This is a genomic window from Providencia sp. UF-224 (assembly GCF_058245955.1).
Window position 1 is genome coordinate 16,629 of the sequence record NZ_JBSICC010000023.1, and the last position, 23,930, is coordinate 40,558.

Here is a 23,930-nt window from a genome sequence, read left to right on the forward strand (position 1 = left end):
GTTATTTCTCAGTCTGTGCCATGTGTGTCGAAATCGCCTGAGAATACTCACCCTGTAAAAAATCAGTATTGACGCCAGCTTGCCTTAATTTTAATTCAAGTAGTGCGAGCTGCTTACTCACATTGGCATAATTCGGGTCGTCAACTGATAGCCCTTGAAGCATATGGCTAAGTGTTAGCGCATCCTTTCTTTGCTGCAACTCAGCAGGTAAATACCCCGAATTCTTTAATAAGCGGTATCCCGCCCTTAACTCGGGAGGAACTAAACTGTCATCTTCAAGATGCAGCGGTTTGCCTTCGCCATTAAGTTGTGACAATTCCCCTTTATTTAAGGATTCCTGAATATGGCGTTCAACCCAGAGATCAATAATCGACATTATCGTAACAACGTTGTGATGTGAGGAGATTATTATAGCGGGTAGAGTCGAAGAGTAAAATCAGTCGCTAGGTGAGCGACTGATTTTGGTGGGCAGAAAGTTACACCATGCGGATCCCTTCAAACGGGTTCCAGCCATCTAGCCCTTTGGTTTCTTTTATATAATAAGCGTAGTTAGCGATCATCGCCCAAAGTGCTGAGATACCAACAGATAGCCCAGTATATGCTCCATTAGGGATGGTACCGCCAATCATAAAATCGATAATATTAAGCACTAGACCTAAGCCAATGGAAATGCCTAACAGGACTAAACCTTTTTTCCATAAACCTAAAATTAAAAAATAAATAATGCCAAAGAAAAAGGCAAAAAAGTTCATACTAATTAGAAGTCGTCCACCGAAAGACTCTGCTTTTAATGCAGCTTTAAATTCTGGTGTATCAGGTGCTCCGTGAGTATCAAAGAAATCAAAGCGCTTTTGCCATTTACTAGAATATTGTTTTTGTTCCATTTTTTATCCCTTACTGTTTTAAATAAATCCACAATGCAAATAATACCGTTAAAACTGCAATAAGCAGGAGAGAAAAAATCTTAAATTATTGATTTATAGATTATTCTTACTTTGTGCGTTTCTTTTATTAAGAAGGAATTGTAAAATTGATGTATATGAGGGGAGATTTTTTTCTTTTAAAATCAAGTTATTGTGTTTGTTTTTTTATACCACTGATAATTCGACGCTATAAATTCATTTCAATTCAGTGAATGGTTGTAAATAAATATCTCAAAAACACCAATTTGGCGTATTTAAAATATATTTTACTGATATTTTACTCCTGTCGTGTGTTTTGTTGCCTATATCGGAATGGTTGGAATTTAATGTTGATTTAATTTTGTTTTTTGGTTTTTTAGTCTGCGTTTGGCAGGGGTTATTATCGGTTATCGCGATGACGAATTTTTTAAATTTTTTAATTTTCATTTAAATCAATGGGTTATTTAAATATATTTAGTTACATTCTTCAAGCTGAATACATACTTTAGATATATCCGCGTACGCACTTTATGGATAATATTTGCCTCGTTCCCAACAACAGATAAATTTTTTAATTAAATAACTTTTAAATATTAATACAAGGTATATAAAATGAATAAAACTTTAATCGCACTATGCTTAGCATTAACAACTACTTCTATTTCTGCAATGGCTGCGGATGCAGGTTCTGGTAAAATTACATTTAAAGGAACAGTAAATAGTGGTGCTTGTACGATTGCTCCTTCTGATGTTAATAAAGAAGTTCAGTTAGGAAGTATTTCAGCAGCTAATTTATCAACCGCAGGTAAAACAGGTCCATTAAATACTTTCGAATTAAAATTACAAGATTGCCAATTAGATTCAGGTACTGCGGGCTCTCCATACTCTAAAGTAAAAATTGAATTTAATGGCCAGCCAGATGCAACTAAAGCTACATTATGGTCAAATGCAGGTAGCGCAGATAACGTTGCAGTTGCATTCTTTGATAATTCAGGAAACACAATTAAACCAGGCGATATTTTAACTCAAACACTGAAAGCATCTGAAACAACAATTATTTTATCTGCTCAAGCGGAATCAACAGGTAAAGCAACTTCAGGTAGCATCAGCTCTGTAGCAAATTATGTATTAAGCTACGAATAAGATCTCAATTATGCCTAATCTAAAGCTTTACGCTTATTAGCGTAAAGCTTTGTATCCTCCCTATGATCATAAGAGTGAAATCATGTATTTTAAGAAAAAAAATATAGGTTATATTATTTCCCTCATTATGTGTGGTGGATATTCTAGCGCTGAAACTTTTAATATTAATGCACTTAATTTATCTGTAGATGATAATATTGACCTAAGCTATTTTGAAAAAAACAGTTTAAGTGAAGGTTTGTATGAATCAGATATTATATTAAATAACAAAAAAATTATCCGTGGAGAAAAAATTAAGTTTATTAGTAATAATGGAATTGTTGAGCCATGTATTACAGTAGAGTTAATAAAACGTTTTCCTTTAAATGAAGAAGCCAAAGAAAAACTAATATCTTCACAAGAAGATAATTGTATTAATTTATCATCACTCGATGAAAGTGTGGCTATTGATTTCAATGATAGTGAACAAATTCTTGTTATTTCGATTCCGCAAAAGTACATGGAGTCCACTTACTCTTCGTGGGTTAGCCCTGAGATGCGTGACTACGGAATTTCAGGTTTAATTTTAGATTACACCATTAGTGATAATCATTTGGTTCGCAAAAACGCAGAGACACGTAACCAGTTATATGCTTTTGGTAATGTGGGAGCTAATTTAGCTCAATGGCGCCTGCGTGCAAATTACCAATATGAAAATAAATTAATGGGAAAAGATGGACGTGGAAATCAGAAAAAAAGCTTAGATTGGGAGCAAGTGTATGCTTTTAGAGACATTGCTAGCCTATCTGCAAAGCTATTTGTCGGTGATATTTTTACTAAATCTGACCTGTTTGACAGTGTGCGCTTCAAAGGTGTGAGCGTTTTTACTGATGAAAGTATGTTGCCACCAAGCTTAAGGGGTTATGCACCTCAGATCACAGGGGTTGCGGCATCAAATGCAACCGTCACATTATCGCAAAATGGCCGTATCATTAGTCAGGTTAAAGTTCCCGCAGGTCCTTTTGTGATTAAAGATTTAAGCCAATCAGTTATGGGGACTATTGATGTCACTGTGACTGAAGATAATGGTAAAGAAACTAAATTCCAGTTCACCACAACCAATATTCCATTTTTGACTCGCAAGGGGCAAGCTCGCTACACGATGAATTTAGGGCAGTTATCCCCTAAAAATGGAACGTTTGCTAACGATAATTTTATGACTGTCGAAAGCTCTGTTGGTGTATTCAATAATACCTCCGTCTTTGGTGGGTTAGTGGCAACATCAGGGAATAAATATCAAGCCATTAACTTAGGTATTGGTCAAAATCTCGGTTTCTTAGGCGCTTTTTCGCTAGATATTACTCAGTCTTATGCTGATACCGTGTTGGGGCGTGAAAAAGGAAAAAGTTACCGTATTAACTACGCTAAAGATCTACCAAGTATCGATGGTCAGCTGACGCTTACCGGATATCGTTTTGCGGACAGAACGTTTAATTCATTATCTAATTTTGTTGAGCAAAATTTTACAGATAAACAAGACGTTGACATAAACAAGGATAAGCATGTTTTTTCATTATCTTATGCCCAACAATTAAGAAGCATTAATGCGAGTGCGAATATCACGGCATCACGTAAGACCTATTGGAATGGCAAGCAAAATAACTATTTCAGCGTGGGGTTAAATAAGTTTTTTGATGAAGGTTTCATGAAAGGTGGCAACATATCACTTTCTTTAAACCAAGTTCGTGGGGCTAATGATAAAACAGATAACCAAGTTTATTTATCTGTCAGTAAGCCATTAAGTTCTGAGAACCAAAATGCGTCAATATCTTACTTTGCCTCTTATAGTGATAATAACAAACGCTACGCGAATAACATTAATTACAGCCGACATGTAGATAAAGATACAAATTATAACTTAACCGCATCAACACAGGATGGTTTATCTGAAGGTATGGTCAGCACTTATGTGTCACATAGTGGTGAGGCAGGGCAAGTGCAAGTCACGGGGTCGCTATCGGATTCAATCAATTCATTAGGAATGACAGTGAGTGGTTCAGTGACAGCGACACAACACGGCATTTCAGCGCACCGTTTGACGTACCGTGACCAATCTCGTTTAGTGGTTGATGTTCCAAATGCACAAGGTGTAATTATTGAAAATAGTCATGCATCTACCAATAGCCGCGGATTAGCAACCATCAGTAATGTACCAACCTACTATAATATGGAATATAAGGTTGATGTGAACAATTTGCCAGATAGCGTCAATATTGATGATAACGTTTTAGCATCGACACTCACGGATGGTGCAATAGGTTACGTTAAAATGGATGCGGATATCGGTAAGTCATTGATAACAAGAATTAAACTGGCTAATGGACAATACCCGCCATTAGGTTCAGTAGTGAAAAACAATGTAACGGGTAAGGTTTCAGGCATTATTGCTGAATCAGGCATTGTGTACTTAACTGGGTTGAATATGGGCGATCAACTTAGTGTCAATTGGGGGGATGCACAAGCGTGTACATTCCTTGCTGACAGTCTCCTTGCTAAAAGCAGCGATTCAATTACATGCAGTCACTAATATGATTAAAATGGGTGAAAAAATGACATTATTCAAAAAAATATTTTCCGTTGTTTTACTATCAAGTGTAATGAGCCAGGCGCATGCGGTACTTGGATTAGATAGAACCCGTATTATTTTTAATGAAGCGGATGGTGGAACCAGCGTGGTGGTTGAAAACCAAGATGCAGGGTCTTCTTTTTTAGCACAGACATGGATAGAAAACCAAAAAGGCGAAAAACTGACGAATTCGTTAGTTGCGTTACCTTTTTTACAAAAAATTGGGCCTAAACAGAAAAAACAAATCAAAATCGCTTATATGGATGGGCAAAATACATTACCGACAGATAGGGAAAGCCTACTTTATTTCAATGTATTAGGCATTCCACCTCAAGGTAAAGAAGCGAATACAGTTCAGTTTACTATTCAATCACGCTTAAAATTATTTTATCGTCCAAAAGGCATTGATTACAAAATATCCGTAGATAAAGATTTTCAACGTGATTTAAAAGTGACAAAACAAGGTGGAAATATTACGTTGTCGAATCCAACGCCGTTTAATATCGTGATAACAAATATTAATGTCGACCAAAGCAAGGATAAAAACTTTCCTGAGGTGCTTGTTGCACCGTTTAGTGATTCCACGGTGACGTTAAAAAATCCAGCATGGAATAGTTTTGAAGTTGCTTATATTGATGATTTTGGTGGGTTGAAATTTAATAAATACCAATGTGCACCTGCGCAGCCTTGCCAGTTATTGCCACAGGCGAAATAAAAAATGCAAAAATTGAATCTCACCAAAATAAAATTTAAAAAAAGACTTTGTCAAAGTGGGGGGATTTTTCTCCTTCTTATATCAGGCTCCGCGGCTTATGCGGGGGTGACGTGTAAACCCAATTCTGGGGTACCTGGATCGGGAGGAAATGCATGGAACCCGCTCCCTGAGGTGTATATTGATATGAATACAACACCTGGCGCGATTGCTCCAGGTACGTTACTCGGCTCTGCAAGTAGTGGATGGTTCTCGTGGGCTTGTGTATTTTCAGGCTCAAAAGCTGAGCGCACAATCTGGTTTAATAATCAAACGCCTACAAATACAAAAAACTTACTTAAAAATAGTGGCGTTAGACTTTATCAGGATAACATATACTCAGGCTCTGTTGAGATTACGGCAGCTAGTACACCCGCCTTGGAAGTAGGATATTGGGCGGCAGGCTCGATGAATGTCATGTTTGGTTATACGTACCGAGTAGTAAGAGGCACTGGGGAGTTAAAATCATTTGATACTGGGGTTTTTAATGTTGGTTATCACAGTGATTACCAGAAGAAAAGTTTAGGAGATGTTTATCAAGCGAGGATCATCGGGAAACTGGTGAACTACTGTCCAACGCCAATTGTTCATATGAGCAACAAAGTGGTTGATTTCAAAGAACTCACGGTTGAGAATTTTGAAAATGGTAAAACAGTTAAAGAAAATTTTTCCTTAGATTTAGTGCCAGATTCGACCTGTGATGCCGCATTGGAAATCAGCGTCGCATTCCAGAGCAACAGTGGTGTGATAAATAAAAAATACATGGTCTTTAACAATGGACTACAAGCGGCAATAACCGATAGAAGTAATAATCAAATGGTTACCTTTGACCAATATTATTATAAAGGTAGCATTAGTAAACAAAACCCAGGTTACTTCCCGTATAGTGTTGAGTTATCGAAGAAAGATAACGAAGCGATTAAATCAGGGCAGTTTAGTAACACGGTGAATGTTTTATTTACTTACCGCTAGCGAGTTTCAGGCCTAGTATTCGTTCAAAGCTCATTACGTTAGCGTGGTGGGCTTTTTATGTTTTAAAAAGCAGGCGAAAGGATTGATAAGGTTATAAAAAGCAAAAAACCAGCCTTAAGCTGGTTTCTTTAAATAGTGGTGCCCGGACTCGGAATCGAACCAAGGACACGGGGATTTTCAATCCCCTGCTCTACCGACTGAGCTATCCGGGCAACGGGGCGCATTAAACCGTATTCAGCGGTTTGCGTCAATGAGTTTTTCATAAAAAAACGCATTTTTTTACTGAGTGTTTTCTTTTTCAGCAAAAGGTGGTGGTTTAATGCGCGAATGATGCTTTTTTAGCTTAGCGCACCTTTTTTCCGGCATAACGCAATCGTCAAAATATCTTCAGAAAGGTGTTGTGCTGTTTCAACATCTTGAATGTCACGTTGGACTAACAACCGATTTAAGCACCCTTCGAGTACCAACTCCATTTGATTGGCAACAAGTTCGGAGTCTTCAATATCGAGCTCATCTAATAGCTCTTTGGTGAAGTTGAATGAATTTTCTTTTTGCAAACGACTAAGCTGATGAATTGGGTGCTCTGAATCTGGGTAGTAATTACAGGCAGAGATAAATAAACAGCCTGGGAAACGTCCCTCACTCACTTTCTCTGATAGCTGTTGGTAACGTGCCATTAGCTTCTGATGTGGGCTCAGTGCTTCATCTAGGAGGGTTTGGCGCTGCCAAATTTCAATTTGCTGCCCGTGAAAACGTAGGCAATCATAAACAAGTGCTTCATCATCAGGCCAAAATTGGCGAATAGCCGAAAAATCAGATTCAATTTCACTGAGTAAATTTTCTGTTGATGCGGATAAACCCTGAATTTCTAATTGGTTTAATGCATGGCTTAAAATCGTTTCGCGTTGGATAGGCATTGTGAACTCCATCACCATGAGGTCTATTTTTTTCATCATAGCAATGATCAATGCTGAATTATAGCGGTTTACTTTGCGAGTAAGATATCAATAGGGAAGGTACGTAGCTTGGGGAATTGTCACTTTTTATGAAATAGAATGATATTAAACATGAAATACAGGAGGGGGAATTATCCCCCCTGAACCTAAATTAATGCGCTATTTCAAATTTAGATTGGAGCCTTAGTTAATCAACTTTGCCTCTAGTGCAACATCGATATAATAAAATTGAAAAATTTTCTTCATAAAATCATCGACATCGTGCTTTCTTAGCTCAAGGGCTTGTAAAATATCCAACAAACCTTGTATGGTGATGGCATTTTTACCCCTTTCGTAACGAGAAATTTGCTGTTGGCTAATACTTAACCGTGATGCTAATTGCGCACCTGTTAAACCAACGGCTTTTCTACGGCGTTTTAAATAAGTTCCAATATAAATGGAAACATCGGTATTATCATTTCGTTGAGTACTTAACATTCCTCCTCCAAATAAATTAATGTTGACGAGATAAATTATTTTAATTAATAAATTATTCTATATTTAGCGCTCGTATAACGGGTTTAAAAGAGAACCTGAATGGTTTTCTAATACCTATTAGACAAGGGTGAGTGTCGTATTACCAATATTTATGGCGGATGGATTTGTGATTATTAATAGATGACACCTATTTTCAATACACAATAAAAGAGTATGATTTATTCGGTTTTTGGGGGTATATTTTGGTGTTTCTGGTTTTTTTTTGAAGTTGTTGGATTTATATATTTCAATTTTATCATTTTCTGGTTTTATAATTTGCGTTGTTTTTTGGCGATTTTTGCAGGATTACACTGAATTTTAATCAATATATTCATTGATTGTTACACTTATATTGAGGTTATTAATATAAATGTTTCATTAGAAAGATTTGTTTTTTTTATTCACGTTTTATATCTGAATTTGGCATTTTGAATATATATATGATGGCTATGATTTATATATTTACATATTTTATTGAATTGAAATTTAAATTTGCAATGTGAATATTCAATAATATTGAAGAATGTTCTTCTCAGGTTTTATATTGATTATTGGCATTCACGTGACAATAAAAAACCCGTGAACGATTTCACGGGTTTTAGTCTACTCAATCGAATGAATTAGGGCTAGAGTATCATTCCACCGAACAGGAAGCCGAACGTAACGGCTAAGGCGACGGCAATGGTACCTGGGATAAAGAATGGGTGGTTAAAGACAAACTTCCCAATACGTGTAGTACCAGTATCATCCATTTGTACCGCAGCAACCAGTGTTGGGTAAGTTGGCAGAATAAATAGGCCTGAAACCGCAGAGAATGATGCAATCGCTGTCAGTGGGCTAACACCTAAAGCCAACGCCATTGGCATCAATGCTTTTGCTGTTGCTGCTTGTGAATACAGAAGTGCAGAACAGAAGAAGAAGATAACCGCTAGCATCCAAGAATGTTCGTGGATTAAGTCACCCGCAGTGGCTTTGATCCACTCAAGGTTGTGCTGTACGAAAGTGTCACCTAACCAAGCAACACCTAAGATACAGATACATGCACTCATACCTGCTTTAAAGGTACTGGAGTTCAGGATTGCATCGGTATTGACACGGCAAAGGATAGTAATCAACGTTGCGACTGTCAGCATGATGATCAAAATCGCATTGGTGGTGTTCATTAATGGTGTTTCGACAATCCCTAAGCTTGGGCTATTGATGATAGCGTAGCAAACAACGCCGATAACACCGAGTAAGAACAGCAGGACGGAAGATTTAGCACCTGGTTTGATTTCTTTGACTTGGCTACCACGCAGTTCAATTAAGCCTTCTGCTAAACGTTTTTGGTAGATTGGGTCATCAGAAAGTTTAGAGTTGAACGTCCAAGAAATAATAAATGACATCAACATAATCGCAAGGAAGGTTGATGGTAGTAAAATCCCTAGCAGGGTGATGTAGCTAACAGTATTGCCAGCGCCCATCATTGCAGGGTTTTCCATCACTGATGCCATATAGACAACCGCAGCGGAAATAGGTGATGCAGTAATACCAATCTGAGCGGCAACGACGGCGGTTGATAATGGACGGCAAGGTTTAACACCTTGTTCTTTCGCGACCTCTGCGATAACAGGCAGTGTTGCTAAAGAGATATTACCTGTACCAGCAAAAAGTGTTAGAAAGTAAGTCACGATTGGCGCAAGGATGGTGATGTATTTAGGGTTGCGGCGCAGTAATTTTTCTGTTTGGGCAACTAAATAATCTAAACCGCCAGCAATTTGCATTGCAGAGATAGCGGCAATAACAGCCATGATGATGGAGATAACGTCAAATGGAATGGTCCCTGGTTTCACGCCAATTGCAGCGAGTACCAGTACACCAAGGCCACCGGCAAAGCCGATACCTATCCCACCAAGACGGGCCCCCAAAAAAATGGCCAGCAGAACAATAATAAATTCTACGGCTAACATAGTGTTTACTCCTCGACAAAATGAAAATTAAAATTATGAAACTGTTATGTTAATTATTTGTGTGTGCATTAATCAAAAAAGGCACGCTTTCTGATGAGAGGCGTGCCTTTATTTTTAAGTATTATTTATGATAAACATAAATTTTTAGTCATCAAAACGTTTTGCTTTATAAGCTGGGTGTTTTAAGTTCTCAACAGAGAAAATATCGTCCAGCTCAGCTTCAGTCAGTAAACCGCGTTCAAGAACAACTTCGCGTACGCTCTTACCAGTTTCTGCACAGATTTTACCCACGATGTCACCATTATGGTGGCCAATGAATGGGTTCAAGTAAGTGACGATACCGATTGATTTAAAGACGAACGCTTCACAGATTTCTTTGTTCACAGTAATGCCGTTGATGCATTTTTCTTGCAGGTTACGACATGCGTTGCTCATCAGAGAGATAGATTCGAACATCGCTTGGCCGATAGCAGGTTCCATTACGTTTAACTGTAATTGGCCTGCTTCAGCTGCCATTGTTACACAGATATCGTTACCGATAACTTTGAAACACGCTTGGTTAACCACTTCAGGGATAACTGGGTTAACTTTTGCTGGCATAATAGAAGAACCTGCTTGTAACTCAGGTAAGTTGATTTCTTTCAGACCTGCGCGAGGACCAGAAGACAACAGACGTAAGTCGTTACAGATTTTAGACAGTTTCATTGCCAGACGTTTTAAGCCCGCGTGAACAGTGATGTAAGCACCACAGTCAGAAGTTGCTTCAATTAAGTCTTCCGCAGGAACGCATGGTAAACCAGTGACTTCTGCTAATTTTTTCACTGCCAGTTCTGAATAACCTGGTGCGGTATTCAGGCCTGTACCGATAGCAGTTGCGCCTAAGTTAACTTCGAGCAGTAATTCGATGCTGCGTTTCAGGTTTTTCTCTTCTTCTTTCAGAAGAGTAGCGAAAGCATGGAATTCTTGGCCGACGGTCATTGGAACGGCATCCTGTAACTGGGTACGACCCATTTTCAGAATGTCTTTGTATTCTTCAGCTTTAGCTTCAAAGCCTTTTTTCAGGTATTCAACAGATTCAATTAACTTCAGTACAGAGTTATACACTGCGATACGGAACCCGGTAGGGTATGCATCGTTAGTGGATTGGCTTTTGTTCAGGTGGTCATTTGGGTTTAAGAATTCATACTCACCTTTTTTATGACCCATCAGCTCAAGACCGATGTTAGCAAGGACTTCATTGGTATTCATATTCAGTGATGTGCCCGCACCACCTTGGAATACGTCAACAGGGAACTGGTCCATGCATTTGCCTTCATTTAAAACAACATCACATGCTTTGATGATGGTTTCCGCGATGTTACGTGGAATAGTGTGTTGTTCTTTGTTGGCTAAAGCCGCCGCTTTTTTAACCATAACCATGCCACGAATAAATTCTGGGACATCGTTAATAGTGCGGTCGCTGATATAAAAGTTTTCAATCGCACGCAGAGTATGAACACCATAATAGGCATCGGCTGGAACTTCTTTTTTACCTAACAGGTCTTCTTCGATACGAGTATTGTTTGACATGAGAACCTTCTTAATTAGATTACAGTTACTGTCCGTTTATGCGCTTTTTAAAAATCCATATATCGTAAAAACAAAACTTCACAGGTGATTAATATTGTAAAATAAAACTTTACAAGCGATTAACACCTTCTACTACGTTATCAGCATTATGATCTACTGATTTATGGGTAGATGATATGCCTTTAATGAAACAATGCCTTGAACCTAGATCACTATATAGTTTGATTTATGCAACAGATTTTTCATTGTGTGATATTCGTCACAGATAAGTCTGGTTAATCAAAAAAAATAGTGAGTTGAAAAGCGTTATCTTTGCCCCAATTATTATGGCTATACTAAAGAAAAAAGCGAATATTGATAGTTGTCTCTTAGATGCAGTTCACAAAGGTTTTCCGAGGGGCGTAAAATAGTTGATAGCTTATTGAAATAAAGGAGAACTTGTGCGCTGGTTACCACTAATTCTGATATGTATTCTCGTTTACATTGAATCCGTCATTTTTGTCAGAGTGGCTTCTGAAGTCGGTGTTTTGATGACGCTGATTCTGGTGGTCTTAACATCCTGTTTAGGGGTGTCTTTGGTGAAAAACCAAGGTATGAAAAATGTCCTGCAAATCCAACAGAAATTAGCGTCTGGTGAAAGCCCTGCGGCGGAAATGATCAAAAGTGTTGCGCTCGTTCTAGCGGGCTTTTTGCTCATCGTGCCAGGGTTTTTCACTGACTTTATTGGCTTATTGTTATTACTTCCACCAGTACAAAAACTTATCGTGATGCGACTAATTCCACATATTCGTTTTTACCAACCGGGTGCGGGCTTTAATCAACCAAGAAATGGTGGATACCAAAACGGTAATACGTTTGATGGGGAATTCCAACGTAAGCAAGACGACCCATCTTTTACCATTGATAATACAGATAAATCAGACTCATCAGATAAAGACGATCGTCCGAAATCGTAAATCCTTTATATTTATAGGGAGATGAAAATGAAAAATTTTTTATCTCCCCCCTTGAAGTCCTAAGGTCTAGCCCCAATCTGCTCAAACATGGTACTAGTTTATTTAAGACATGCTGGTATCGTCCTTTTACCTAGTGTGGACTTTATTTATAGGAGAACTATTAATGAAAATTCGTCCATTGCATGACCGTGTTATCGTTAAACGTAAAGAAGTAGAATCTAAATCTGCGGGTGGCATTGTTCTGACCGGTACTGCGGCAGGCAAATCAACGCGTGGTGAAGTTCTGGCAGTAGGCCAAGGCCGCATCCTCGAAAATGGCGAAATTAAAGCGCTGGATGTGAAAGTTGGCGATATCGTTATTTTTAACGACGGTTATGGCGTGAAAGCTGAAAAAATCGACAATGAAGAAGTGCTGATTATGTCCGAAAGCGACATCCTGGCAATTGTTGAAGCGTAATTTTCACTTAAAACTTCTCAACGAACGAAAAGAATTTGAAGGAAAGAGATAATGGCAGCTAAAGACGTTAAATTTGGTAGTGATGCACGTACGAAAATGCTTCGTGGTGTGAATGTTCTGGCAGACGCAGTTAAAGTAACTTTAGGTCCTAAAGGCCGTAATGTTGTTTTAGACAAATCATTTGGCTCACCAGTTATCACTAAAGACGGTGTTTCTGTTGCACGTGAAATCGAATTAGAAGATAGATTCGAAAACATGGGTGCGCAGATGGTTAAAGAAGTTGCCTCTAAAGCAAACGATGCTGCGGGTGACGGTACAACAACTGCGACAGTTTTAGCACAAGCTATCATCACTGAAGGCTTAAAAGCGGTTGCTGCGGGTATGAACCCAATGGACCTGAAACGTGGTATTGATAAAGCGGTTGTTGCTGCGGTTGAAGAGCTGAAAGCACTGTCTGTTCCATGTTCAGACACAAAAGCGATTGCACAGGTAGGTACTATTTCTGCAAACTCTGACGAAACCGTTGGTCGTTTAATCGCAGAAGCAATGGATAAAGTCGGCAAAGAAGGCGTTATCACTGTTGAAGAAGGTACAGGTCTGGAAGATGAGCTGGATGTGGTTGAAGGTATGCAGTTTGACCGCGGTTACCTGTCTCCTTATTTCATCAACAAACCAGAAACTGGTGCAGTTGAGTTAGAAAACCCATTCATCCTGTTAGTTGACAAAAAAGTTTCTAACATCCGTGAATTACTGCCAGTATTAGAAGGCGTTGCGAAAGCAAGCAAACCACTGCTGATCATCGCTGAAGATGTTGAGGGCGAAGCGCTGGCAACATTAGTTGTTAACACCATGCGTGGTATCGTCAAAGTGGCAGCGGTTAAAGCACCGGGCTTCGGTGACCGTCGTAAAGCAATGCTGCAAGATATCGCAACACTGACTAACGGTACTGTTATCTCTGAAGAGATCGGTATGGAGTTAGAAAAAGCAACATTAGAAGACTTAGGTCAAGCTAAACGTATCGTGATCAACAAAGACACCACGACTATCATTGATGGTATCGGTGAAGAAGAGGCGATTAAAGGCCGTGTTGCTCAAATCCGTCAACAAATTGAAGAATCTTCTTCAGATTACGACCGTGAAAAACTGCAAGAGCGTGTAGCGAAATTAGCTGGCGGTGTTGCGGTCATTAAAGTCGGTGCAGCAACTGAAGTTGAAATGAAAGAAAAACGCGCTCGCGTTGACGATGCTCTGCACGCAACTCGCGCAGCAGTTGAAGAAGGCGTTGTTGCTGGTGGTGGTACTGCGCTGGTTCGTGTTGCAGCGAAACTGGAAGCACTGACTGGTGAGAACGAAGAACAAAACGTTGGTATTCGTGTTGCTCTGCGTGCGATGGAAGCGCCAATGCGTCAGATCGTTGCTAACGCAGGTGAAGAAGCTTCAGTTGTGGTTAACAACGTTAAAGCGGCTAAAGGTAACGAAGGTTACAACGCAGCAACTGACACTTATGGCGACATGATCGACATGGGTATCTTGGATCCAACTAAAGTTACGCGTTCTGCTCTGCAATTTGCAGCGTCTATCGCTGGCCTGATGATCACCACTGAAGCGATGATCACTGACCTGCCAAAATCAGATGCACCTGACTTAGGTGGCGCTGGTATGGGCGGCATGGGTGGAATGGGCGGTATGATGTAAGCCATTTGGCAAACATCACGCTCTAATCACGATAATTCGTGATATAGCCTGAATAAGACCGGTACGGTGAGTTTATCTCGTCGTGCCGGTTTTTTATTGGAAACAATAAATACCTAGAATGAATGTCTATTTGATGTGATAGGCGATTTATTTTTGCGTCAACGTTGCTTAGCGGGTTATATTTAACGTAAGGTAAGTGGTTTGAATTAGCAAAGAATAGGGCAGGTTCTTGATTAATTTGTGGTAGACTCTATTCGGCTGGTGATGTGCGGCAATTGTGACGCAGTATGCGGATCACCTCCTAGCGATTTATGATAGATTGCTATCAATACCGTATTAGGCTAATAATTTTTCAAACCAGCTGCAAAAACACAATGAAAAATGAGGGAAAACATGCGAATTAAAGTCTTGCTTGGTGCTGCTGCATTACTGCTTTTAGCGGGTTGTTCAACGTCAACTAACTTGACTGCGGCAGGCTCACAAGTTCGTTTTGTTGAGAATCAACCTGGAAGTGATTGCCAACTTCTCGGTCAGGTTGCAGGGACACAAAGCAACTGGTTGAGTGGCGTAAATAATGAATCTAGCTCCATGCGCAGCGCTGCGAATGATTTACGCAATAAAGCGGCTGAAATGGGCGGAAATGTAATTTTCGGCGCGACGAGCCCTAGTGAAACCGTGTTATCTAGCTTTATCCCGCTAGACAGCAAAATGGTTGGCCAAGTCTATAAATGCCCCTAAAATGAATTAGCGACGCCCAAATAACTATTATTTGGGCGTTTTGCTGATTAGCTCTGCCTTAAATTGAGATCAAGCAGCGTTTTGCTAGGTTCTCCACCAATTTCCCGTGCAAGTTTAGGCACGAGATATCCTGATACCTTACTCAATAACTGTTGTATCAATTGGCGCGCTTCGATATCGCTGACCAAAAAATGAGCAGCACCTTGCACTTTATCCAATACATGCAAGTAGTAAGGCAGAATCCCTGCGTCAAATAAGGCATTGCTCAAATTCATCAGCGCCGTCACGTTATCATTCACTTGGCGCAGTAAAACGCTTTGATTCAATAATGTTACACCCGCTTTTTTGAGCTTCTGCATTGACCTTGTAAATGCCTCGTCAATTTCATTAGCGTGGTTGATATGCGTGACCATAATGACTTGCAAGCGCGAGCGTGCCAGTCTCTCGCATAATGCATCCGTGATCCGTTCTGGGATGACAACAGGCAAACGCGTATGAATTCTCAACCGGCTGATATGGGGAATATCCTCCAATTGGCTAATCAACCAATCGAGTTCATGGTCTTTTGCCATTAACGGATCACCACCAGAGAAGATGATTTCATTGAGTTCGGTGTGGTTTTTTATATAATCCACAGCCATCAACCAGTTATTTTTATTTCCTTTGTTATCTTCATAAGGAAAATGCCGGCGAAAACAGTAGCGACAGTTCACTGCACAGCCACCTTTAACGAGCAGTAATGCGCGGTTGTGGTATTTATGCAGTAAGCTTGGGATCTCATTATCCTGCTCTTCCAGCGGGTCGGTAGAAAAACCAGGATGTACATCAAACTCAGCTTTTGCAGTTAATACCTGCAATAACAGCGGGTCTAGTGGATCGCCTTTTTTCATTCGTGAGATAAATGGCATAGGGACACGCAATGGAAATAATTGGCGTGCCTCACGGCCTTCTTGCGAAGCAAGATGATTTTCCAAGTTAAGTATTTGCAGCAATTCATCTGGATTAGTGATTGCTTCAGCAAGTTGTTGTATCCAGACTTCTCTGGATGAGGTATTTTGAGTTACAATATCGACCATTTTTTGGCTATGCCATTTTTAGTTTATAAATTAGAGGATCACCATGGCTACTTATAGTACCAATGAATTCCGCTCAGGTCTTAAAATCATGTTAGATGGCGAGCCTTGTGTCGTTTTAGAAAGCGAATTCGTAAAACCGGGTAAAGGTCAAGCGTTCGCACGTGTGCGCATCCGTAAACTGATTTCTAACAAACTGTTGGAAAAAACCTTTAAATCTACTGATTCTGTTGAAGGCGCAGATGTCATGGATATGAACTTAACTTACCTGTACAACGACGGTGAGTTCTGGCATTTCATGAACAACGAAACTTTCGAACAGTTAGCAGCGGATGAAAAAACCGTTGGCGATAACGCGAAATGGTTAGTTGACCAAGCAGAATGTATTTTAACACTGTGGGACGGTCGTCCTATCGCGGTAACTCCACCTAACTTTGTTGAGTTAGAAATTACCGATACTGACCCAGGCCTGAAAGGTGATACCGCAGGTACCGGCGGAAAACCTGCAACACTGAGCACTGGCGCAGTTGTTAAGGTTCCACTGTTTGTTCAGATCGGTGAAGTTATCCGTGTTGATACTCGTTCAGGCGAATACGTTTCACGCGTAAAATAATGGCGTATCCTATACGGGATCGTTAAAAATAAAAAGCCGTGGTCGAGTGCCACGGCTTTTTTTGCCTCTTTTTTAGGCCTAACAGCACTTAAACCCACCTTTTCCGCCATAACGTGCATCTTGGCGTTCTTTAAAAAACTCCTCGTAAGTCATCGGAGTTTGATCGGGGTGAGTCCGCTGCATATGGGCGACGTAGTTGTCATAGTCTGGAACGCCGACCATCATTTTTGCCGCTTGGCCGAGGTATTTTGCGGCTTTTCCTAAGTTTCCAAACATAAATCCTCGTCATATTTTGTGTTGTAGCGGTGTTGGCTTCACTTGTTAACCCTAGTCACATACTGTTATGTATGCTCCTAGTTTCTCCTTCATACTTCACGCTGTTGCTGCGTTGGCTTCATTCGCTAACCCTAGTCACATACTGGCGTATGCTCCTAGGGATTATCTTCTTTGCCGCCTTGCTCCAACGTGAATTATTTTGGAGAAAGAGTATATGTCCTAAACAGTGACTAGCTTTTCCGCAAAAATCAATGATGGCGTGTATTGGCCACGATTTCCTCGTAGTTGGCTGGCATTGGCTCGTATGGCACTTCATTCGCGGTTGGTTCGCTTGATTTTAACGCTTTAAGCGCGGTGCGGATGGAGAACAGAGCCAGTAAAACCACAACAATCATAAAGAAAATCGTTAAGCCAGCATCTAAACGGTTATTGAAAATCAACTGTGTGAGCTGAGATTCCGTATATTGTGCTGGAATATTACCGCTATCAATCATCGCTTGGAATTTATTCGCTACAGCTAAGAAACCAACACGGGCATCTTCACTGAAGGTCTTTTCCCAGCCAGCGGTCATGGTACAAATCAGTAACCAAGCCGTTGGGACGAGAGCAACCCATGCGTATTTTTGGCGCTTCATTTTGAACAGTACCACAGCACATAGCATTAACGCCATACCTGCCAGCATTTGGTTTGCGATACCAAACAGCGGCCACAAGGTATTAATACCGCCGAGTGGGTCAACAACGCCTTGGTGAAGGAAATATCCCCACGCGAGCACACACAGCGCAGTTGCAATCAAGTTTGCGGGTAAGGAATCTGTCCGTTTTAGCGATGGGGAAACAACACCCAGTAAGTCTTGCAGCATAAAGCGTGCTGCACGGGTTCCTGCATCAACAGCGGTTAAGATAAACAGGGCTTCAAATAAAATCGCAAAGTGATACCAGAAGGCGACATTCATCAGCCCACCAAGCGCCCCATGCAGAATATAGGCCATCCCAACGGCAAGCGTTGGCGCACCACCGGCACGGGAGATAATACTGGTTTCACCTACTTCGCTGGCAATGGTATTGAGTTGCTCAGGGGTGATTTGGAAGCCCCAACTACTGACTACTTGCGCGGCAGATGCGACCACATCTTCGGTACCTGCTGGTGCTAACATCGCCATTGGGCTGTTCATGGCGAAATAGACACCCGGGTCAATCACACACGCGGCGACTAATGCCATGATGGCAACAAATGACTCCATTAACATGCCACCGTAACCGATGAAGCAAGCTTGATTCTCATTGGCTAACATTTTCGGCGTTGTACCGGAAGAGATCAGTGCGTGGAAGCCAGAAACTGCCCCACAGGCAATCGTAATAAATAAGAATGGGAACAAATCACCTGCCCACACAGGGCCTGTACCATCAATATATTTCGTTAGTGATGGCATTTGCAGGTTCGGATTTAAAATTAAAATACCAATTGCGAGGCCAATAATGGTCCCGATTTTTAAGAAAGTCGAAAGGTAGTCACGTGGTGCAAGCAGCAACCAAACGGGTAAAACGGCAGCGACGAAGCCATATCCGACTAACATCCACGTTAATTGCACGCCGGTATAGTCAAAATAGGGTGCCCATGTTTCACTTTCAGCAACCCATCCACCTGAAATAATGGCGAAAACAAGGAATACGAGCCCGATAATAGACACTTCACCAATGCGACCTGGGCGAATATAACGGGTATAAATCCCCATAAAAATCGCCAGTGGAATCGTAAAGGCGACCGTGTAGGTTCCCCAAGGGCTGTGAGTTAAGGCTTTTACCACGATCATCGCGAGTACCGCTAAGATGATCACCATGATCATAAAGCAGGCAATTAGCGCCAGCACACCCGCGGTGTTGCCCATTTCTTCTTTGACTAACTCGCCAAGTGAACGACCATCACGGCGCGTAGAAACAAACAACACCATAAAGTCTTGAACGGCACCTGCTAATACTACCCCAGCAAGTAACCACAGCATACCCGGCAGGTAACCCATTTGCGCAGCAAGCACAGGGCCAACTAAAGGACCTGCACCTGCAATCGCCGCAAAATGGTGACCAAATAATACTTTTTTATCTGTTGGAACGTAATCTAATCCATCATTATGACGAATTGCGGGAGTCATACGCGTTTTGTCAACTTGCAGAACTTTTTTTGCAATAAATAGCCCGTAATAGCGGTATGCAATCAAGTAAATACACACGGCTGCTACCACAATCCACAGCGCATTAATCTGCTCGCCACGATATAAGGCGATGTAACCGAGTGAAAAAGCACCGAGCAGAGCGAGCGCAATCCAAATAAATTGTTTACCCATAGCCATCCCCATCTGTTCAATGAATGATATTTGTTAGTTATTTAAGTAAAACTGAGGAAGATATAGCCATAGTTAAGTGAAAGAAAAAGTAGCTAAAACGAGACACCTAATTGAAATCTGAGATAAATTCGATAATTGCAGTGAATATCACTAATCTAAGATTATTTATTGGATTTTATTTGGTTTTCGACTAGCGAATAGCCAATTGATTGGCTGATTATCTGGGTTCTGGTTTTTAATTAGTATTATATGCTGGAGGGGGAAAAGAAAGTCAGCGGGCGAAAATACGTGAGAGCATTGATTACCGAAAGCGAAAAACCGTCGGTAATCAAATGCATTATCTTAGGCGTGTCTTAAGCGTTGGATGATTTTTTTGCCAAAAAGCGTCGTAATAAGACCGAACATGATCAAAATTAAACCAGCAACTTGTATGCCATTAATGTGCTCACCGAGGAATAATGCGCTGCTGCTTAAACCGAACACGGGCACCAATAATGAAAATGGTGCAACCCGCCATGCTTCATAGCGCCCGAGCAGTACGCCCCACAAGCCATAGCCGACAAACGTGGATAAATACGCCAAATACAAAATCACACCGAATACAGACCAATTAAAGCCAGATAACCCGTCGACAATGGCATCTTCACCTTCAAGGATCCATGAACTAATTAGGAATGGAATAATGGGGATCAATGCGCTCCAGCTCACGAGTGACAAAGCACTGCATTTTTCTGTGCCTTCGTGTTGCATGATAATTCTGTTGGTAATATTCCCACAAGCCCATGATAAACCAGCAATTAATGTGAAGGCTAAACCGAGCATTGGGATATCATCTAATCCGCCCGCAGTTGCGCCATTGGCTAACACGGTCAACCCTGCGATAGCGATAAACATGCCAATAAAATGCGTTGGTTGTAGTGTTTCTTTTAAAATCATGGCCCCAAGCAATAAGGTGAAAAAGGCTTGAGATTGCAAAATAACGGAAGTGATCCCCGCAGGCATGCCAACGCGGATAGCGCAGAATAAAAAGGCAAATTGGCCAAAGCTGATGGTCAAGCCGTACAGCAATAATAATTTGAACGGAATTTTAGGCCGCTTGAAAATAAAAATGGCAGGAAAGGCAACAAAAACAAAGCGTAATGCCCCAAGAAGTAATGGGGGAAGCGCGGTTACACCCAGTTTGATAATCACGAAGTTAACGCCCCAAATGATTACCACACAGAGGGCAAGTAATATGTCTTTGAAACTCATTCTATTTTCTCGATGAATAGGCTCGATAAGATTTCCTACTTTACCTTTGCTAGGCGCGCAGTGCGATGACAATGATGCTTATTGGCGAAAAACAGAATAAATAGGTTAAATAAGATTGTTAATTTACGCTTATTTGTTATTTTTCGTTGCTTGAGTCTGTGCTGGCGAGTGTTTATAATGAGGGGCTCATCATACGTATTCAGGACGACCTGAATCACGTCATTCAATTATGGGGACGGCCCCGAGTTATTCATGGGAGCAACGACCATGGCATGGATCGTCCTTTTATTTGCAGGTTTACTCGAAGTGGTTTGGGCTGTAGGGTTAAAATACACTCACGGTTTTACACGCTTAACACCCAGTATTATTACCATTATCGCGATTATCGCCAGTATGGGGTTATTAGCCTATGCAATGCGTGATTTACCTGTCGGAACGGCTTACGCAATCTGGACAGGGATTGGTGCAGTGGGTACAGCAATTGTTGGGATTATTTTCCTTGGTGAATCCGCCAATATGTTCCGCTTATTAAGCCTTGCCTTGATTATCACTGGGTTAATTGGGCTCAAAGTGTCGAGTTAATGATTTAATATAAAAACAGGCGGGTGAGGTAATAAGCCATCCGCCTTTACTGCTTTTTGGATACATCGTCAGGCATAAATTTTTTAGTCCTTTTGGTCTCGGTCATGATAGCGAGATGGCCAAATTTCAGCCGGCGTGACACCTAAAAATTCAGCAATAATTCTTTCTCCTTTTGGCCAGCGTCTTGAAAGTGCGTTGTTCAATGTGGATGAATTTAAGCCAACAGAACGTGATATTTCGGAAAGAGAAGATCCCTTTTTCTTTATTGCTGCAATGATATCAGCAGGGTGCCAATCTTTTTTCATAATATCTCCAGTGTTATTAGTTGAATAATGCTTGGTAGTTTTAAGAATAATATTACTGTATTTTTTATTTTCTTTTTTTAATACTATTATTAAATTATACTTTGAATGTTTTTTATTCTGTGATAGTGATATATATCCTTGGTTATTATTTTTTTATTAACATTTAATTATATTAAAAGGAATTATTATGGATGTTAAGAGTGAACTCTTGGAAAAAACATGTTCAGGTTTAAAAAATACTTTTTCTAATTATTTTGATTGGAATGATATTGACTTGTCTTTTTCAAAAGTAGATATTTTAAATAGGCAGGTTTATACTGCATCGAGTAATTATGATTGGGTTTTGATGTATTGAGATGCGGATTTGGATAAAGTGATTGGTGAGCGGCTATCGACAGGGATACAGTATTGGAGTAACTACTCAAAAGAATATATGAACACCTTATTAAGAACAGATAAGTGTAAACTAAAAGTGGATTTTTGTGCTAAATATGGAAGTGTATATGAAATTACGTCAATTAATTCTAAACGAAAGTTATCGATAAAAGATATAATGGCAATATATAAATGCCGACCTATTATTTCTGATTATACTCACGGAGTATGGAAACAAAGTGATGAAAATTATTTACCATTAAGAAGTCGTTTAGATATACCAATAGAAGGTAAGAACAGTATTAATGACTTAGAAAGTGAAATTTTAGATATTCACCAGTATATGCGTTTTGGAAATATTCGCTTTACTCGAAAAGAAATTATTACAATAAGAATGCTGCTATCTCATTGTAAAGTAAAAGAAATTAGCTATGTGCAGGGATGTTCAGAGGTGTGTGAACACAAACGAATTCAAAGGATTAAAGAGAAACTTTCTTGCCCTCATGCTTCTTCAAGTGGCTTATTTAGTGCATTAAAAGAAAATGGAATTACACTCGCCTGCTTAGAAACTTTAGTCAATTATCCTTAATTTTCAATGTATAAGATAGCTGATGTATGAAATTTTAGGGATGATAAGGATAAAAAGATGAAATGGAAATTCAGGTTTGGTGCCGTCGCAGGTAATGCACTCGAATACTATGATATTGCTGTTTTTGCTGCAATATCAACTTATTTGAGCGCTGAGCTAACAAAGTTAGGTTATGAGCAAGCGACAGAAATGGTTTGGGGGATATTTGCACTGCGTTTTTTAATACGGCCTTTAGGCGGATATATTATAGGGCGCTATGCAGATACGGTTGGGAAAAAACCTGCCTTAATATTAACAAGCTTAATTACAGGTATTGCAACATTAATGATGGCTATATTACCTATTGAACTATTAGGTAACTATACACCAGTTGCTATATTAATATTACAACTCGCTTTGTCATTTAGTTTTGCAGGGGAGTATCCGTCTTTAATTACCTACTTATTTAAAGATGCATATATTAGAGAGCAAGCAAGAGTTTCGTCTATTATTGTCGGTAGTTCTTTGCTTGGTGTTATTGCTTCTTTAGGCATTGTTTTGGTGTTAAAAAATACGCTGAATGAAGATATGATGCAATCAATAGGTTGGCGAATTCCCTTATTCATAGGGGTTGCAAATATCTTAATGAGTTTTTGGTTTAGGTTTAATCTTCCAAATTATCAAGTGATTTCTAAAGATAAACAATCAATTAATTGGAAGAATGTGTTTTGGGTGTTTTTATTCACAATTCCTGGAACTGTTACATTTTATTCTCAAAACCTATCAACATCATTGATAATAGAGCAATTAAAGATTGAAGAAATAAAAAACTATTACGCAATTTTATCGTCAAGTTTACTTTTACTCCTCATGTTAATATGTGGTTGGCTAACGGATAAATACAGCTCAGCTAAGCAGGTTTTTAATATTGGCGTCATATTAATGGTTTTCTGTTCTGCACCGCTTTATCTCATATTGCAAACGAATAACTTATTACTCGTACTAATAGCTCAACTACTAATGTCTGTTTATTCAGCAATGATATTGTGTAATTTATCAGCAGTTCTCATCAGTAAGTCAAATGGGCAGGCGGCAATTTTAGGCATTGGTTATAATGGCGCTTCAGCTTCTCTTGGAGGGATCACGCCTTTAATTGTCAGTTACCTTAGCCAATATCACTTAGCTTACGTTGGGGCATTTATCGCTGTTTGTGGGTTATCGTATTTTATTTCCTATTTACTACCAAAGCACGCTCATACTTAGCTTTTTCTCCATTCATCCCCTCGTTCAATGAGCTGAATGAGGGGATGAGCACTATTTTTTAGAGTAACAAAAC

At 39.9% G+C, this 23,930-nt stretch carries 22 protein-coding genes, 1 tRNA gene and 1 pseudogene; 12 read left to right on the forward strand and 12 right to left on the reverse strand.

Annotated features, from left to right (window positions below; all coding sequences use genetic code 11):
• Nucleotide 1: 1 nt before the first annotated feature.
• Nucleotides 2-376 (reverse strand): DnaJ family domain-containing protein, encoded by a 375-nt coding sequence (locus tag AC4IFO_RS17555; RefSeq protein WP_490736323.1) that lies wholly within the window; start codon nt 374-376, stop codon nt 2-4.
• Nucleotides 377-476: 100 nt separating this feature from the next.
• The gene (locus AC4IFO_RS17560) at nt 477-884 is read right to left on the reverse strand and encodes a DUF2628 domain-containing protein (RefSeq protein ID WP_490736325.1); all 408 of its coding nucleotides are present in this window, start codon (nt 882-884) and stop codon (nt 477-479) included.
• A gap of 630 nt (nt 885-1,514) precedes the next feature.
• Between AC4IFO_RS17560 and AC4IFO_RS17565 the strand changes: the two genes are divergently transcribed.
• The 4 genes from AC4IFO_RS17565 to AC4IFO_RS17580 all read left to right on the forward strand — a co-directional run bounded on the left by AC4IFO_RS17565 (nt 1,515) and on the right by AC4IFO_RS17580 (nt 6,373).
• Entirely contained in the window at nt 1,515-2,045 is a 531-nt protein-coding gene (locus tag AC4IFO_RS17565) for a fimbrial protein (protein ID WP_490736327.1), read from the forward strand.
• Nucleotides 2,046-2,127: 82 nt separating this feature from the next.
• Nucleotides 2,128-4,611, forward strand: a complete 2,484-nt coding sequence (locus AC4IFO_RS17570) for a fimbria/pilus outer membrane usher protein (protein WP_490736329.1) — start codon at nt 2,128-2,130, stop codon at nt 4,609-4,611.
• Nucleotides 4,612-4,633: 22 nt separating this feature from the next.
• Nucleotides 4,634-5,365, forward strand: a complete 732-nt coding sequence (locus AC4IFO_RS17575; RefSeq protein ID WP_490736331.1) for a fimbrial biogenesis chaperone — start codon at nt 4,634-4,636, stop codon at nt 5,363-5,365.
• 183 nt (nt 5,366-5,548) lie between these two features.
• A complete protein-coding gene (locus AC4IFO_RS17580; protein ID WP_490736333.1) occupies nt 5,549-6,373 on the forward strand; it encodes a hypothetical protein in 825 nt (274 codons plus the stop codon).
• A gap of 136 nt (nt 6,374-6,509) precedes the next feature.
• Here AC4IFO_RS17580 and AC4IFO_RS17585 read toward each other — a convergent pair.
• The 5 genes from AC4IFO_RS17585 to aspA all read right to left on the reverse strand — a co-directional run bounded on the left by AC4IFO_RS17585 (nt 6,510) and on the right by aspA (nt 11,363).
• Nucleotides 6,510-6,585, reverse strand: a tRNA-Phe gene (locus tag AC4IFO_RS17585).
• A 126-nt stretch (nt 6,586-6,711) separates the two neighbouring features.
• Nucleotides 6,712-7,284, reverse strand: coding sequence for a division control transcriptional repressor DicD (gene dicD, locus AC4IFO_RS17590; RefSeq protein WP_490736376.1), 573 nt, complete (start codon nt 7,282-7,284; stop codon nt 6,712-6,714).
• Between the two features lie 228 nt (nt 7,285-7,512).
• Nucleotides 7,513-7,806, reverse strand: a complete 294-nt coding sequence (locus tag AC4IFO_RS17595) for a helix-turn-helix domain-containing protein (protein ID WP_490736335.1) — start codon at nt 7,804-7,806, stop codon at nt 7,513-7,515.
• A 665-nt stretch (nt 7,807-8,471) separates the two neighbouring features.
• On the reverse strand, nt 8,472-9,794 hold the full coding sequence (locus tag AC4IFO_RS17600; RefSeq protein ID WP_490736337.1) for an anaerobic C4-dicarboxylate transporter: 1,323 nt from the start codon (nt 9,792-9,794) through the stop codon (nt 8,472-8,474).
• A 144-nt stretch (nt 9,795-9,938) separates the two neighbouring features.
• Nucleotides 9,939-11,363 carry an aspartate ammonia-lyase gene (gene aspA / locus AC4IFO_RS17605; RefSeq protein WP_490736339.1) on the reverse strand — a complete coding sequence of 475 codons (1,425 nt, stop codon included), beginning with the start codon at nt 11,361-11,363 and terminating at the stop codon, nt 9,939-9,941.
• 440 nt (nt 11,364-11,803) lie between these two features.
• On the opposite strand from aspA, the gene AC4IFO_RS17610 reads away from it, so the two are divergent.
• The 4 genes from AC4IFO_RS17610 (at nt 11,804) to AC4IFO_RS17625 (ending at nt 15,209) form a co-directional block, all read left to right on the forward strand.
• Entirely contained in the window at nt 11,804-12,319 is a 516-nt protein-coding gene (locus tag AC4IFO_RS17610) for an FxsA family protein (protein ID WP_490736341.1), read from the forward strand.
• A 163-nt stretch (nt 12,320-12,482) separates the two neighbouring features.
• The gene (locus tag AC4IFO_RS17615) at nt 12,483-12,776 is read left to right on the forward strand and encodes a co-chaperone GroES (RefSeq protein ID WP_206083465.1); all 294 of its coding nucleotides are present in this window, start codon (nt 12,483-12,485) and stop codon (nt 12,774-12,776) included.
• 51 nt (nt 12,777-12,827) lie between these two features.
• Nucleotides 12,828-14,471 (forward strand): chaperonin GroEL, encoded by a 1,644-nt coding sequence (gene groL / locus AC4IFO_RS17620; RefSeq protein ID WP_490736343.1) that lies wholly within the window; start codon nt 12,828-12,830, stop codon nt 14,469-14,471.
• Between the two features lie 393 nt (nt 14,472-14,864).
• On the forward strand, nt 14,865-15,209 hold the full coding sequence (locus tag AC4IFO_RS17625) for a DUF4156 domain-containing protein (protein ID WP_047756639.1): 345 nt from the start codon (nt 14,865-14,867) through the stop codon (nt 15,207-15,209).
• A 47-nt stretch (nt 15,210-15,256) separates the two neighbouring features.
• Here AC4IFO_RS17625 and epmB read toward each other — a convergent pair whose 3' ends face one another.
• Nucleotides 15,257-16,285, reverse strand: coding sequence for an EF-P beta-lysylation protein EpmB (epmB, locus tag AC4IFO_RS17630; RefSeq protein WP_490736345.1), 1,029 nt, complete (start codon nt 16,283-16,285; stop codon nt 15,257-15,259).
• Between the two features lie 43 nt (nt 16,286-16,328).
• Here epmB and efp point away from each other — a divergent pair, with 43 nt between their 5' ends.
• Nucleotides 16,329-16,895 (forward strand): elongation factor P, encoded by a 567-nt coding sequence (gene efp / locus AC4IFO_RS17635; protein WP_004258667.1) that lies wholly within the window; start codon nt 16,329-16,331, stop codon nt 16,893-16,895.
• A 78-nt stretch (nt 16,896-16,973) separates the two neighbouring features.
• On the opposite strand, the gene AC4IFO_RS17640 is transcribed toward efp, so the two are convergent.
• From AC4IFO_RS17640 to AC4IFO_RS17650, 3 genes are all read right to left on the reverse strand, one after another.
• Nucleotides 16,974-17,171, reverse strand: coding sequence for a YbdD/YjiX family protein (locus AC4IFO_RS17640; protein ID WP_353242593.1), 198 nt, complete (start codon nt 17,169-17,171; stop codon nt 16,974-16,976).
• Nucleotides 17,172-17,419: 248 nt separating this feature from the next.
• Nucleotides 17,420-19,513 (reverse strand): pyruvate/proton symporter CstA, encoded by a 2,094-nt coding sequence (gene cstA / locus AC4IFO_RS17645; RefSeq protein ID WP_490736347.1) that lies wholly within the window; start codon nt 19,511-19,513, stop codon nt 17,420-17,422.
• Nucleotides 19,514-19,855: 342 nt separating this feature from the next.
• A complete protein-coding gene (locus tag AC4IFO_RS17650) occupies nt 19,856-20,764 on the reverse strand; it encodes an EamA family transporter (protein WP_353242592.1) in 909 nt (302 codons plus the stop codon).
• Nucleotides 20,765-21,031: 267 nt separating this feature from the next.
• Between AC4IFO_RS17650 and sugE the strand changes: the two genes are divergently transcribed.
• On the forward strand, nt 21,032-21,346 hold the full coding sequence (gene sugE, locus AC4IFO_RS17655; protein ID WP_004258648.1) for a quaternary ammonium compound efflux SMR transporter SugE: 315 nt from the start codon (nt 21,032-21,034) through the stop codon (nt 21,344-21,346).
• An 83-nt stretch (nt 21,347-21,429) separates the two neighbouring features.
• Here sugE and AC4IFO_RS17660 read toward each other — a convergent pair whose 3' ends face one another.
• Complete coding sequence (locus tag AC4IFO_RS17660; RefSeq protein ID WP_490736349.1) at nt 21,430-21,651, reverse strand: helix-turn-helix domain-containing protein; 222 nt, start codon at nt 21,649-21,651, stop codon at nt 21,430-21,432.
• 187 nt (nt 21,652-21,838) lie between these two features.
• On the opposite strand from AC4IFO_RS17660, the pseudogene AC4IFO_RS17665 reads away from it, so the two are divergent.
• Nucleotides 21,839-22,615, forward strand: a pseudogene (locus tag AC4IFO_RS17665) (hypothetical protein).
• A 57-nt stretch (nt 22,616-22,672) separates the two neighbouring features.
• The gene (locus AC4IFO_RS17670; RefSeq protein WP_490736351.1) at nt 22,673-23,857 is read left to right on the forward strand and encodes an MFS transporter; all 1,185 of its coding nucleotides are present in this window, start codon (nt 22,673-22,675) and stop codon (nt 23,855-23,857) included.
• The last annotated feature ends 73 nt before the right edge of the window (nt 23,858-23,930 follow it).

What these genes read in the sequence shown, in the direction of transcription:
- AC4IFO_RS17555 (WP_490736323.1), bottom strand. Translation starts at nt 376, where the DNA reads ATGTCGATTATTGATCTCTGGGTTGAACGCCATATTCAGGAATCCTTA.
- AC4IFO_RS17600 (WP_490736337.1), bottom strand. Translation starts at nt 9,794, where the DNA reads ATGTTAGCCGTAGAATTTATTATTGTTCTGCTGGCCATTTTTTTGGGG.
- AC4IFO_RS17580 (WP_490736333.1), top strand. Translation starts at nt 5,549, where the DNA reads ATGAATACAACACCTGGCGCGATTGCTCCAGGTACGTTACTCGGCTCT.
- AC4IFO_RS17615 (WP_206083465.1), top strand. Translation starts at nt 12,483, where the DNA reads ATGAAAATTCGTCCATTGCATGACCGTGTTATCGTTAAACGTAAAGAA.
- efp (WP_004258667.1), top strand. Translation starts at nt 16,329, where the DNA reads ATGGCTACTTATAGTACCAATGAATTCCGCTCAGGTCTTAAAATCATG.
- AC4IFO_RS17575 (WP_490736331.1), top strand. Translation starts at nt 4,634, where the DNA reads ATGACATTATTCAAAAAAATATTTTCCGTTGTTTTACTATCAAGTGTA.
- AC4IFO_RS17640 (WP_353242593.1), bottom strand. Translation starts at nt 17,171, where the DNA reads ATGTTTGGAAACTTAGGAAAAGCCGCAAAATACCTCGGCCAAGCGGCA.
- AC4IFO_RS17565 (WP_490736327.1), top strand. Translation starts at nt 1,515, where the DNA reads ATGAATAAAACTTTAATCGCACTATGCTTAGCATTAACAACTACTTCT.
- AC4IFO_RS17560 (WP_490736325.1), bottom strand. Translation starts at nt 884, where the DNA reads ATGGAACAAAAACAATATTCTAGTAAATGGCAAAAGCGCTTTGATTTC.
- AC4IFO_RS17660 (WP_490736349.1), bottom strand. Translation starts at nt 21,651, where the DNA reads ATGAAAAAAGATTGGCACCCTGCTGATATCATTGCAGCAATAAAGAAA.
- AC4IFO_RS17650 (WP_353242592.1), bottom strand. Translation starts at nt 20,764, where the DNA reads ATGAGTTTCAAAGACATATTACTTGCCCTCTGTGTGGTAATCATTTGG.
- epmB (WP_490736345.1), bottom strand. Translation starts at nt 16,285, where the DNA reads ATGGTCGATATTGTAACTCAAAATACCTCATCCAGAGAAGTCTGGATA.
- aspA (WP_490736339.1), bottom strand. Translation starts at nt 11,363, where the DNA reads ATGTCAAACAATACTCGTATCGAAGAAGACCTGTTAGGTAAAAAAGAA.
- AC4IFO_RS17670 (WP_490736351.1), top strand. Translation starts at nt 22,673, where the DNA reads ATGAAATGGAAATTCAGGTTTGGTGCCGTCGCAGGTAATGCACTCGAA.
- AC4IFO_RS17595 (WP_490736335.1), bottom strand. Translation starts at nt 7,806, where the DNA reads ATGTTAAGTACTCAACGAAATGATAATACCGATGTTTCCATTTATATT.
- AC4IFO_RS17625 (WP_047756639.1), top strand. Translation starts at nt 14,865, where the DNA reads ATGCGAATTAAAGTCTTGCTTGGTGCTGCTGCATTACTGCTTTTAGCG.
- groL (WP_490736343.1), top strand. Translation starts at nt 12,828, where the DNA reads ATGGCAGCTAAAGACGTTAAATTTGGTAGTGATGCACGTACGAAAATG.
- AC4IFO_RS17570 (WP_490736329.1), top strand. Translation starts at nt 2,128, where the DNA reads ATGTATTTTAAGAAAAAAAATATAGGTTATATTATTTCCCTCATTATG.
- sugE (WP_004258648.1), top strand. Translation starts at nt 21,032, where the DNA reads ATGGCATGGATCGTCCTTTTATTTGCAGGTTTACTCGAAGTGGTTTGG.
- cstA (WP_490736347.1), bottom strand. Translation starts at nt 19,513, where the DNA reads ATGGGTAAACAATTTATTTGGATTGCGCTCGCTCTGCTCGGTGCTTTT.